The organism is Xenorhabdus griffiniae (assembly GCF_037265215.1).
Lineage (GTDB): Bacteria > Pseudomonadota > Gammaproteobacteria > Enterobacterales > Enterobacteriaceae > Xenorhabdus > Xenorhabdus griffiniae.
Window position 1 is genome coordinate 2,595,411 of sequence record NZ_CP147737.1, and the last position, 12,357, is coordinate 2,607,767.

Genomic DNA, 12,357 nt, shown 5'->3' on the forward strand with positions numbered 1-12,357 from the left:
GCCTTATTTAAATTGTTTGAGGAAACGTAAATCATTTTCGAAGAATGCACGCAAGTCTGTAACACCATAACGCAGCATGGTCAGACGCTCCATTCCCATGCCAAAGGCAAAACCAGAATAGATTTCAGGATCAATACCAACATTGCGTAATACGTTAGGATGCACCATACCGCAACCCAAAACTTCTAACCATTTCCCATTTTTGCCCATCACATCAACTTCTGCGGAAGGTTCTGTAAATGGAAAATAAGAAGGACGGAAACGTATCTGCATATCTTCTTCAAAGAAGTTATTCAAAAAGTCATGCAGTGTGCCTTTCAGGTTGGTAAAGCTGATATTTTTATCAACGATCAGCCCTTCTACCTGATGGAACATTGGAGTATGAGTCTGATCATAATCGTTACGGTATACACGACCAGGTGCAATGATACGGATTGGCGGCTGACGCTCTTTCATGGTGCGGATCTGTACCCCAGAAGTCTGGGTACGCAACAAACGCGTCGCATCAAACCAGAAAGTATCGTGATCAGCACGCGCAGGATGGTGTGCAGGAATGTTCAGAGCATCAAAATTATGATAGTCATCTTCGATTTCCGGGCCTGATTCAACAGAAAAGCCCAACTCGCCAAAGAAAGTTTCAATACGTTCAATCGTGCGGGTAACAGGGTGCAAGCCACCATTTTCCATACGACGACCAGGCAACGAAACATCAATTTTTTCTGCTGCCAAACGCGCATTCAGAATATCAGCTTCCAGCTTTGCCTTACGCGCATTCAAAGCTTCTTGAACTTCTTGTTTCGCCTGATTAATAACAGCCCCTGCCGCTGGACGTTCTTCGGCTGGTAAGTCACGCAGCGATGACATCTGGAGGGTTAAATGGCCTTTTTTTCCCAGGTATTCAACTCGCACCAAATCCAACGCGGCAACATCCTGGGCTTCTTCCACGGCTGTTTTTGCCTTTGCAACCAGCTCAGTAAGATGTGACATCGTTTTCCTCTTCCTTCGGCCTGATGGCCCTTTAGTTGTTATCGACTATGTCCTCAATGTTATCGACTAATGAGGCCATAAAAATAAAAAAGCCTCCACACTGGAGGCTCAAGCGCTATTTTTCATTTCTTTTCTTACGCGCGAAGCCCCCTGATTTCAGGTGCTAAAGTAAAAAAAGAAACGAAAAAAGGCTAACTTTATCATTTACGTTCTTTCTCCTGTGTCCTTCTTGCATTTACTGATCGCAGATAGTATCTAATCTTTTAGAAAAAAGTAAAAGAGGGAGCAAGCTCCCTCTTTTAACCTGACTTATGCCAGAGCGCCCTTCGCTTTTTCAACCAAAGCAGCGAATGCTACTTTGTCGAATACAGCGATGTCAGCCAGAATCTTACGGTCGATTTCAATCGAAGCCTTTTTCAGGCCGTTGATGAAACGGCTGTAAGACATGCCGTTCTGACGTGCAGCAGCGTTAATACGTGCAATCCACAGTTGACGGAATTGACGTTTACGCTGACGGCGGTCACGGTAAGCGTACTGACCAGCTTTGATAACAGCCTGGAAAGCAACACGGTAAACGCGCGAACGAGCACCGTAGTAACCTTTCGCTTGTTTCAGAATTTTTTTGTGACGTGCACGGGCAATAACACCACGTTTTACGCGAGCCATATACTTCTCCTATCGTCTCTGAGTTCTAATCTAAAAAATTGCTTATGCGTATGGCAGACAAGCAACAACCAGGCCCAGATCACCTTTGGAGACCATGCCTTTTGGACGTAAATGACGTTTACGTTTAGTTGATTTTTTAGTCAGAATGTGACGAAGGTTAGCGTGCTTACGCTTGAAACCGCCGCTTGCGGTTTTTTTGAAGCGTTTAGCTGCGCCGCGTACTGTTTTAATCTTTGGCATTTTAATTTCCACTTCGCATTGTTAATTACAACGAACTAGTCAGGCGAATAGACTCCAGCCAGATTAACTGGAGCCCATTACTTGTTTGCCTGACTATTTCTTCTTAGGAGCGAGCACCATGATCATCTGGCGGCCTTCAACCTTCGTTGGGAAGGATTCGACCACCGCCAGTTCACTCAGATCGTCACGGATGCGGTTAAGCATTTCGATACCAATCTGTTGGTGTGCCATTTCACGCCCACGGAAACGCAGGGTGATTTTGGCTTTATCGCCATCTTCCAGAAAACGAATCAGGTTGCGTAGTTTGACCTGATAGTCGCCTTCATCTGTACCAGGACGGAATTTAATTTCCTTAACCTGAATAACCTTTTGTTTCTTTTTCTGTTCTTTGATTGACTTACTCTTTTCATAGAGGAACTTGCCGTAATCCATAATACGACAAACCGGCGGTTCGGCATTTGGGCTGATTTCAACTAAATCAACACCAGCTTCCTCAGCTTTTTCGAGAGCTTCTCTCAGACTGACAATACCAATCTGTTCGCCATCTAATCCAGTTAAACGAACTTCAGAGGCGCGAATCTCTTCATTAATGCGATTTGGACGCGCCGGTTGAATTCTTTTTCCGCCTTTAATACCTTATTCCTCCAATTGGTGAAGATTGCGACTGCGTATTTCTGTCAGCAGTTTTTCTGTAAACTCACTGACCTCAATGCTACCTAAATCTTTGCCGCGGCGAGTACGAACGGATACTTTTCCTGATTCGACTTCTTTGTCACCACATACAAGCATATAAGGCACACGACGCAGAGTGTGTTCACGGATTTTAAAACCAATCTTCTCGTTTCTCAAGTCTGCTTTTGCACGAATGCCTGCATCTTGAAGTTTTTTAACCAATTCCTGTACATAATCTGACTGGCCATCAGTAATATTCATAACGACGACCTGCTGAGGTGCCAACCATGTTGGGAAAAACCCAGCATACTCTTCTGTCAGGATACCGATGAACCGTTCCAGCGATCCCAGAACTGCACGGTGAATCATGACAGGAACCTTACGTTCGTTATTTTCCCCTACATATGACGCACTCAAGCGTGCTGGCAGTGAAAAATCGAGTTGCACAGTACCACATTGCCACGCACGATCCAAACAATCATATAGAGTAAATTCAATTTTAGGGCCATAAAATGCCCCTTCACCCGGCTGGTACTCAAATTCAATACCATTTCGGGTTAATGCTTGAGCAAGATCCGCTTCTGCTTCATCCCACTGTTTTTCCGTACCAATACGTTTTTCCGGGCGTGTTGACAATTTAACAACAATCTTCTCAAAGCCAAATGTGCCGTACACATCATAAATCATATTGATACAGCTACTGACTTCCTGAAGGATCTGATCTTCAGTACAGAAAATATGTGCATCATCTTGAGTAAAACCACGTACACGCATCAAACCATGTAAAGCGCCAGATGGTTCGTTACGGTGACAGCTACCAAATTCAGCCATACGCAACGGCAAGTCACGGTAAGATTTCAATCCTTGGTTGAAAATCTGAACATGGCCTGGGCAGTTCATCGGTTTTACGCAATATTCGCGGTTTTCCGATGAAGTTGTGAACATATTTTCTTTATAGTTTTCCCAGTGCCCGGTTTTTTCCCACAGAATACGGTCCATCATGAATGGGCCTTTTACTTCCTGATATTGGTACTCTTTGAGTTTTGTGCGGACGAAAGTTTCTAATTCACGGAAAATTGTCCAGCCGTCATTATGCCAAAACGCCATGCCTGGTGCTTCTTCTTGCATATGATACAGGTCAAGCTGCTTACCAATTTTACGGTGATCGCGTTTTGCGGCTTCTTCCAAGCGCTGTAAATAGGCATTAAGCTGTTTCTTATCCGCCCATGCAGTACCATAAATACGCTGCAACATTTTGTTGTCACTATTGCCGCGCCAGTATGCCCCTGCAACTTTTTGCAATTTAAAGTGATGACAGAAACGCATGTTAGGAACATGCGGCCCACGGCACATATCAACATATTCTTCATGGTGATACAGACCTGGGCGATCATCACGACTAATGTTTTCGTCCAGAATCTGGATCTTATACTCTTCACCGCGAGCTGCAAATGTGTCACGCGCTTCTTGCCAGCCAACCCTTTTCTTGATGACATCGTAGTCTTTTTTCGCAAGTTCCAGCATACGTTTTTCAAGCAGCTCGATATCTTCCTGTGTCAAAGAGCGATCTAAATCGACGTCATAGTAGAAACCATTGTCAATAACAGGACCGATAGCCATTTTCGTATCGGGCCACAACTGCTTGATTGCATGGCCCAACAAATGTGCACATGAATGACGGATAATTTCCAAACCTTCTTCATTCTTACTGGTGATAATGGCAAGATTGGAATCGGTCTCGATTAATTCGCAAGCATCAACCAATTCTCCATTAACACGGCCAGCAATACACGCTTTTGCCAAACCAGCACCGATATCACGAGCCACATCCATTACGGAAACAGCATGCTCAAATTGACGTTGACTACCGTCAGGAAGAGTAATTACAGGCATTTAAAATCCTTATGTACAGTGGTGACCCATACGAAAGATCACTTGCATTAAACAAAATTTATTATTAATCAACACGTTAGGAACAAATCCTTGCTTCACTCCGCAAGATGTGTACAGATTTAAGGTCACATTTTCGAAATGTATCCTGTACATTTGCCCTAACTCGCCCGACATACTAGCACACAGAGTCGGTGTTAAAATAGCTCTGTGGAAATATACGCATTAAACTTCAAATTGCAATTTACAACACGATATGAAACCCGATTTTCTCCGCGTTTCGCGGGGAGAAATTACACGCATCTTGAAGTTAGATTGGTATATATGCCTTAACGTAAATTGGAAATTGCAATAATTAATAAAAGGCTGTATCTATATAAATAGTTTTTTTCATAATATTGAGAGTATCAAATGTTGGCGTTCCTTACCCCGCGCGAGGTAAGGAATACTCCTATCATTTTGAAACGCTATTTATTATGCTAAATGCTTTTAATATAGAAACAGCCTAAATTACAATTGCAAATGTTAATCAGTTGTTATGATTTCATTTTCCCAATAATTACTATGTATCTTTTCATGAGTCACTGGATCAATGATATAATATTCAAAGCAAATCTTTCCGGCCCCACCAGTCACATATCCTTTCACATCATTAAGTTCTGGTGAATCAATTTTAACAATGACCGTCGATAATTTTCCTCCTGGTTTATCTGGAATATGAGGAGCAACAACTGGAAATATCTTATTAAAATTCTGATTCGCTGATTCAACATACATTCTTAAATATATTTCTTTTCCCCAAAGAGGATAAGAGAGATCATTTCCATCATTAGTACACAAAAATTTTACATATAACTGACACCCACTTACAGAATAATTAGATACATCTCTTTGAGTAACATCCTCATTATTTGGTTTTTCTTCATCATCTGAATGTTCAAGTTTAGGATCTTGCTTTATATCAGCAAAACTTGAGAAGATCATCGGCATATTATATATTCTTTTGACATTCTCATTAGGCCTGGTGAGCTCACCACCTATATATGTAACACCTCTAACATCTGAATACATGCTATTACCAAAATTTGGTGCTATTATATAATAAAGCCTTGAATCTTTCCCATATGGGAAAATATCTCTTCGCATCAAAAAGGTATAATTATAATCTTCTGAATCCATATCCCCCAAAACATCGGAAATCTTTTTGACTGGAAATATTAATCCTTCTGGATCAAAAGAACCATCTTTCTTTTTTTTGTTGAAAAATAAAATATTATCGGTCCTGGATGCATTAGGATAGGAATCAATCTCTGCTTCAAATAATTGACGACCATCGCCTTCTAATGAATCTCCTTCTAGTTCAGGGATATCTGGCGGATTAAGTGAGTTATCACGACTAGGCGGAACAACAGAAATCATATATATGCTACCAGAATGATATTCAGCAACTCCTTCGACTTGACTAATTAAATCTATAATAACAGGTGTATCCATAACAGGATAAACACGGAAATTGACTTTCCCATCTTTATCACTATTAATAATTAATTGAGTTTTCCCCTCATACTTTGTTGGTTTGATAATTTGGTATTTTTGACCTACTCCATCAGGTTCGGAAGTAATTATAATTTTTCTTTCTATATCCTCATTAATTTCAGAATAAATATTGATGGGAGTATTTTTAAGTAATTGGCCATTAGTATCAAATAATATCGTATCATAACTTATATAATGTTCCTCATTATCATCTATATCGTTGTTATTTGGTGTTGCACAAATACTTTTATTTTTCTTCAATTGGATTGAACTTTGAACTAAATCCTTTGCATAATATTTTATTACCTTATCAATACCTGTGAGTGTAAAATGTATTTCTTCTCCCATTGTTATTGAATCGCTTCCTTTAACAGTACATGAAAGGACCATGTTATATGATTCACGATTTTGTTGAGTATTAATTGTTTTAATTATCTTTATACTTTCAAAACCCTTAGAATCCTTTACGCCTATATTAAGGGATTGAGAAATTTTTCCTTTTGGTATTGCGATATCAAGGTAAAATTTTTGACCAATAGCAACATCAGCTCCATTTTTAACAGATAAAATTAAATCGTCATTTGACAAAATCAGATCTTTATCACTTTCCAACATATTTCACCTCTTTTATAATTCTTTCTTGATGAAGTTAGTATATACCAGACCAAGTTTTACCGTCAGGACAAGCATCTCCGCTAACTTCTCCTCCCGGCCTTACTGTATAAACATTGGCTTGCCAAATCTTGCCATAAGAAATATCGCCATAATAATTAACTTGAAAATCAAGATAAATATCTCCATTTTCTATATGGCTAACATAACTAAAAGGAATACCAAACAATAATGTTGCTGTATTACCATTATCTGGTTGAGTTGGCATTATCTTTACTTTAGACTGGTAAATGGTATTGGGATAATTATTAACATATAAGTTTAATGTCACTTCAGCACCAAGTGGAACTTTTGTTTTATCTTTATAATCACTCGATCCAATTATTTTAACGAATAACGCTTCATGATGTGAATTATTACATTTATTATCTATATCTTTTTCGTGAATTGTATCATGAATAATGTTTTTATCATCATGATAACCATAACTATTGTAAACTATACAACCATCATATATTCTTACTAAATTGTCAATTGGCTGATTATACCCTCCTCCAGGATATATTATACCTTGTGGATATGAAGATCGTACTGTTCTCAATCTGTCCACAACAGTATAAGAAAAATTAGCAAGTTCATTCACTCTAAGCATATTATAAGGGAATATCACATAGCTATTATTGCCTAATTCATTAACCTCTTGAACAAGAAATGATTTTTTCACATATTGTTTGTTAATGAAAAACAGTATTGTATCATTTCTCTTAGCACCAGGATAATTCTGAATTAAAACGTTAAAGACATTCGAATTAGGATCTACCAAAATACTGCTATTATCCTCGCTTATGACAAGAGGAGAGAGATTCAAGTCTTCTTTATTGTTATCTATAATATATACTTTATTTTTTGAAGATATACGTTCTGTTATATCCAATATTATAGAATCAACTTGAAATATTACTGAAGTTGATTTTTTAGGATAAATATAAAAAATTAACTCTCCATTTTTATCTGAAGTGATAGAAAAGTATTTCTGATCAGAAGAAAGGCTTTTAATTTCGACAGGTTTTTCTTTATCGGAATGATAAATACTAACCAATCCAAAATAAGCACCTTTTTTCTCAAGGATATCAACGGAAACATTCGGTAATGGTTTTCCTTCTTTATTTCTGACTAATGCAATTGCCTTAATACAATCACCATTAGGTGGAGTGATATCATAATCTAATATTTGCAAGAATTCTTTTTCAAAATATATTGATATAGATCTTTCATCGATTGATAGATTATTTTTCATATCATTTCCTTATCTCAAAGACTTTTTATTATATCAAAATACAATAGTTGACGGTTTTTTTTATAAAGGATCACATCCATCATTATCATCATGAGCCTGGTTTGGTAATACGGTATTAATTTGAGTAGTCCATTTTTTACTATACGTTTTAGAACCATCGCTATTTTCGATATAGTAATCGAAAGAAAGTGTCCCTAACCCTTTGGAGAATGAAGGCCCAGCGCGGTTAATGTCACAATATGGGATATTAACTACAACATGACCGGTTTGTTTTCCGGAATCAGCAGTAGATAACGAAAACTGATAACTTTTATGAGTATTTCTGGATGTTGGGGTTTTGATATAAACATTCAAATATCCCGTGCTACCGAGTTGTGGTAAATTTTTATTATTTTGATCATTCGTTCCCATAATCACGACATATAACCCTGTTACTCCCTTGGCACTTTGACCAGGTTTTTTGTTACGATTTATCATACTTAGGATAATGCCATGCCACTCAAAGGTTTCATTTACTTCACTATATACATCAATGGGAAGTGTTGCATGGCTGGTATATACTTTAACTTTATCGTAGACTTTGTTGTTAGATGAGTCGTTACCAACATATTCTAATGTAATTGGATAAGACTTCCTTACTCTACCTTCTATAGGAGAAATAAGATAATAAAATTCGCCCCGTTCGTTAATGGGTAAGTCACTGTATGACAAGCTAAAAGCCTTACCTGTCAACTCATTAACATTATTAACCTTATATATAGGTTCAAGTAACTTTGGTTCATCGTGTGAGCCACTTCTTATAAAAAACAGGATCCCATCTGTCGCATAAATAGGTTGATAAGCTGGTATTTGCGCATGAAAATATTTTGAAGAAGAAGTTAAATCCTGCTTAATTATATTACCTTCTCCCATTTCTTGTATCGTTGGACTACCTAGTTCAAATGGGAGATTATGAGGAGAATTAATAACATACAGAGTATAAGCTTGCGTAAATCCAGTAACATTAAGTATTGCTGTTGTCAAATCAAGCCTGATTTGTGTATATTTTATGGGATAGATACGGAATCTAATTTCTCCTTTTGAATCAGAATAGACAGTAATAAAATCAATTTTATTATAGGATTGAAGCGCAATAGGTTGAGGTGATTTATCATCTGTAGCAAAAACAACTAGATTTAATTTCTTGGGTTGTGAAGAAGAAATAGTCACGGCAACATTTTTCAATGGTTCACCATCATCTCCAGTAATTATCGAACTCATTAAAATATATTCACTACTGGGATCATCAATATTATTATCAATGGTTGGTGTTACCAAATAATTTTTATTATGTTCAAGTGAGATGGTTTTATAAGGGCTGAATGTCTTTGCTGTATAGGTGATATTTAATGATGTCACCTCTGGTACATCTAAGCCTGAATTTGAAACCGCATGAACACTATAATTTATTAATTTTTCTGGCAAAATATTACTCTTAACATTCAGCAGAAATATCGCACTACCTCCAGTTTTATCTTTTGTGGGTGTCCAATCAACATGACGCATCACTTCAATCACTATTGGATCATTTTTTATTGAAATACTTTGAATATTTTCTATTATTTTCGGATCTGCTATAAGTGACACTGTCAGATAAACAGATTGGCCAATAATAATATCTGAATTATCCGGTATAGATACACAAAGTTTTCCTGGCAGGCAAGGGACTGATAATTTTATCATATTATTTTCAATATTCATTTTTTCACCTTGGAATCCATATAATTTAGCCAAACATATATACCCATCATCATTATAGGCACTTGATATATAACTCTAATCAGGCACACCAATTAATATTAAAATACATTTAACGCCAATAAAAAATAATTTATTTAACAGATACATGATACTGTGCCAAGGGGATACTGTATTAATAACAACTTTAATTCATTAAAAATGATACTTTTAAATCAGTTGAATATTTATTTTTGATAATATTCCAATCCATGATATTGAATTGGAATATATGACACTGAAAACATTAATATATAATTAATTTTTATCTGTATTTCTTTATCTATAAATTAAGACGGACAGCCATAATAGTCATAATTATCATTTTCATCTGGCCCCATAGTATTAATATCAATCCCCCAAGTTTTACTGTATGTTTTATCTCCAGTTGAATTATCTGTTATAATATAATAATCAATATATAATCTTGATGGATTATAACCATCTATAGGCAATATTCCTTTAAGGAAACAAAATGGAATAGTAACCACTTGATATTTAACCGAACCATCTTTTTTTAAATTTTTTAAATCAAAATCATACTCTTTAGATACAAGTCCTTTAGAAGATTTTATTCTCACTCTCACTTTACCATTCTGATTAGGTTGAGGTAAATTTTCTATAGTAGAAGTACCTGCAGCTTCTATCAACACATATAACCCTGCACTATTGCTATTATTCTTACCTTCACCGAAAACAAGACCTTGGCTTATTAGGTCAAAAATTACGGCAGATGATTCAGAAATTATGCCATTGGTATTACTAGGTTTAATGGGAAGATCTGCATAAGTAGTATATACTGTTACTTTATCATAAATTCCTTTATTATCATCTGGTGAGTCAAGATCAAGCACATATTTAAAGTTTAAAGACTCAGAATACATAATGTTATTATTTCCAGATATTATGGCATAATATATCCCACCAGGTTTATTAGGTTCCAATTGATCGTATAGGAAAGAAAATACCCGATCTTCTATTCTATCTACCTTATTATTAACTCTGTATGTTGGGGATAATAAAGTTTTTTGAGTTGTTCCATCATACTCAGTAAAGAATGCAATAACATCTTTTGAACCGGGTGTCATATACCCATCATAGGAGTTAACACTCACAGTAAAATCTGTTTGTCCAGGCAGCTTCTTAAGTGTCCCTCCCTCTTCCATTTCATTAATAAAAGGATTATCTAAAGGATGATTTTGGGAATAGGCTGGGTATATACACATCGCTGCCGTATAATCATCCATGGTTAAATTTTGGATTTTAGCCACAAAATCCACTCTTCCTTCCGCTCCTGCTGTTGGATAGGCACGAAAACTGATTTCCCCCTGTGGATCGCTTGTTAGTACAAAGAAATCTCGTCCGTCGGGAAGCGTCATAATATCAATGGGTTCATTAGCGCCTGTAGCCCGGTCGTGGGTTATTTTTATCAATCCAGCAGAAGGTGACAATTGATTATGTCTTTGGGCTGCAATAACCACCTGAATATTCCCGATTGGCTTAGCTTTACTATCACTAATAATACCAGTGTATAGGTTATAAGTGCTGATTGAATCACTGATTGAATTAACCGTGGTCGGTGTTGCTATAAATTCATTTTTGGTTTTTAAAACAATCGAATCTGCTAGAATATTATTTATTACAGTATATTTAACCGGCCTGTCATTAAATCCGTGGATAGGTCTTTTATTTTTATCCTGAACAGAGATTGAAAGATTAAGTTGATTATTATCATTAGGTTTGTGGATGGTTAATGCTAATATGGCCTCACCATAACTATCAGCTTTATTTTGAGGAATTACAGCAAAATAACTTTCATATGTCTTGTAGCTAATGGATTTTTTACCTGTTGGATCTTTTATTATTACTGAACCGATATTATTAAGGGAGGAAACATCATTTGTAGTTGATTTTATAGTAACTTTAAGATAAATCTCTTGGCCGACTAAAACATTAGTGCCATTTTCTAATGATAGAGTAACTTGATAATCATCTTTTGCAGCCGCAGGTTGAGGTGGTTGATTATTTGGGGGGGTAACTTGTTTTTCGAATATTTCTTTGTTTTTATTCATTTCTATTTCCTTATGGAATAAAATAATTATTTCAGTCTACTAAAATGCATTGTCAAATATAACCAAAAGAAAACATTATTGAAAAAACCACCCATGAAGCTATTTTCCACATATCGTTAAATAAAAAAATTAAACTTTCCAATGAAAAAAAGTTATCACATTATGATATTATCAATATAATAAATAAATTACATTAATATTATAAAATATAGTTCCAAATATAGAAATCTACATTCATCAATGGAAGCGAGCTATGTCAGCTTTCCTTTTCAAATAAAGAAAATAGCTGAAACCCAAAACTAAAGCCGAAGATATAATATCGACAAAACAGATATAAATTAGTAGGTTTGTATAATATTTTTAGAGATACATTTAAACTCCATCAATTTCACTATGCGGGTTCATTAATTATCTTTTTTTAGTCAAAAATCTTATTTCTTATATTTTATTTGGTGAAAATTTCATTTTGAGCATATATTAAATATAGTTCATTCTGTTTTTTTACATCAAAATAAGTTATTTACAATATATACAATATCATAATGTGATAACTTTTTTTCATTAGAAGTAAATTCGTTTTTATTTAACCATATGGAAAAGATAGATTCA

10 protein-coding genes and 1 other annotated feature are annotated in these 12,357 nt (G+C 35.9%); all 10 genes read right to left on the reverse strand.

The window, feature by feature from the left end; translation table 11 throughout:
- Window positions 1–3: 3 nt before the first annotated feature.
- The 10 genes from pheS to WDV75_RS11115 all read right to left on the reverse strand — a co-directional run bounded on the left by pheS (window position 4) and on the right by WDV75_RS11115 (window position 11,748).
- Window positions 4–987, reverse strand: a complete 984-nt coding sequence (gene pheS, locus WDV75_RS11075; RefSeq protein ID WP_189760066.1) for a phenylalanine--tRNA ligase subunit alpha — start codon at window positions 985–987, stop codon at window positions 4–6.
- 82 nt (window positions 988–1,069) lie between these two features.
- Window positions 1,070–1,192, reverse strand: a sequence feature (Phe leader region).
- Window positions 1,144–1,191 (reverse strand): pheST operon leader peptide PheM, encoded by a 48-nt coding sequence (gene pheM / locus WDV75_RS22120; protein WP_152669842.1) that lies wholly within the window; start codon window positions 1,189–1,191, stop codon window positions 1,144–1,146. (Overlaps the previous feature by 48 nt.)
- A gap of 104 nt (window positions 1,193–1,296) precedes the next feature.
- On the reverse strand, window positions 1,297–1,653 hold the full coding sequence (gene rplT / locus WDV75_RS11080; protein ID WP_010847342.1) for a 50S ribosomal protein L20: 357 nt from the start codon (window positions 1,651–1,653) through the stop codon (window positions 1,297–1,299).
- 42 nt (window positions 1,654–1,695) lie between these two features.
- The gene (gene rpmI, locus WDV75_RS11085; RefSeq protein WP_006118955.1) at window positions 1,696–1,893 is read right to left on the reverse strand and encodes a 50S ribosomal protein L35; all 198 of its coding nucleotides are present in this window, start codon (window positions 1,891–1,893) and stop codon (window positions 1,696–1,698) included.
- Between the two features lie 93 nt (window positions 1,894–1,986).
- Entirely contained in the window at window positions 1,987–2,526 is a 540-nt protein-coding gene (gene infC, locus WDV75_RS11090) for a translation initiation factor IF-3 (RefSeq protein WP_273570799.1), read from the reverse strand.
- 3 nt (window positions 2,527–2,529) lie between these two features.
- Window positions 2,530–4,458 (reverse strand): threonine--tRNA ligase, encoded by a 1,929-nt coding sequence (gene thrS / locus WDV75_RS11095; protein WP_273570789.1) that lies wholly within the window; start codon window positions 4,456–4,458, stop codon window positions 2,530–2,532.
- A gap of 522 nt (window positions 4,459–4,980) precedes the next feature.
- The gene (locus WDV75_RS11100; protein ID WP_273570791.1) at window positions 4,981–6,606 is read right to left on the reverse strand and encodes a hypothetical protein; all 1,626 of its coding nucleotides are present in this window, start codon (window positions 6,604–6,606) and stop codon (window positions 4,981–4,983) included.
- 34 nt (window positions 6,607–6,640) lie between these two features.
- On the reverse strand, window positions 6,641–7,900 hold the full coding sequence (locus WDV75_RS11105) for a hypothetical protein (RefSeq protein ID WP_273570793.1): 1,260 nt from the start codon (window positions 7,898–7,900) through the stop codon (window positions 6,641–6,643).
- A 60-nt stretch (window positions 7,901–7,960) separates the two neighbouring features.
- Window positions 7,961–9,673 carry a hypothetical protein gene (locus WDV75_RS11110; protein WP_273570794.1) on the reverse strand — a complete coding sequence of 571 codons (1,713 nt, stop codon included), beginning with the start codon at window positions 9,671–9,673 and terminating at the stop codon, window positions 7,961–7,963.
- Between the two features lie 293 nt (window positions 9,674–9,966).
- The gene (locus WDV75_RS11115; RefSeq protein WP_338859789.1) at window positions 9,967–11,748 is read right to left on the reverse strand and encodes a hypothetical protein; all 1,782 of its coding nucleotides are present in this window, start codon (window positions 11,746–11,748) and stop codon (window positions 9,967–9,969) included.
- Window positions 11,749–12,357: the final 609 nt, after the last annotated feature.

Coding starts and splice junctions, on each gene's coding strand:
- pheS (WP_189760066.1), bottom strand. CDS start 987: ATGTCACATCTTACTGAGCTGGTTGCAAAGGCAAAAACAGCCGTGGAA.
- rplT (WP_010847342.1), bottom strand. CDS start 1,653: ATGGCTCGCGTAAAACGTGGTGTTATTGCCCGTGCACGTCACAAAAAA.
- rpmI (WP_006118955.1), bottom strand. CDS start 1,893: ATGCCAAAGATTAAAACAGTACGCGGCGCAGCTAAACGCTTCAAAAAA.
- thrS (WP_273570789.1), bottom strand. CDS start 4,458: ATGCCTGTAATTACTCTTCCTGACGGTAGTCAACGTCAATTTGAGCAT.
- WDV75_RS11100 (WP_273570791.1), bottom strand. CDS start 6,606: ATGTTGGAAAGTGATAAAGATCTGATTTTGTCAAATGACGATTTAATT.
- WDV75_RS11105 (WP_273570793.1), bottom strand. CDS start 7,900: ATGAAAAATAATCTATCAATCGATGAAAGATCTATATCAATATATTTT.
- WDV75_RS11115 (WP_338859789.1), bottom strand. CDS start 11,748: ATGAATAAAAACAAAGAAATATTCGAAAAACAAGTTACCCCCCCAAAT.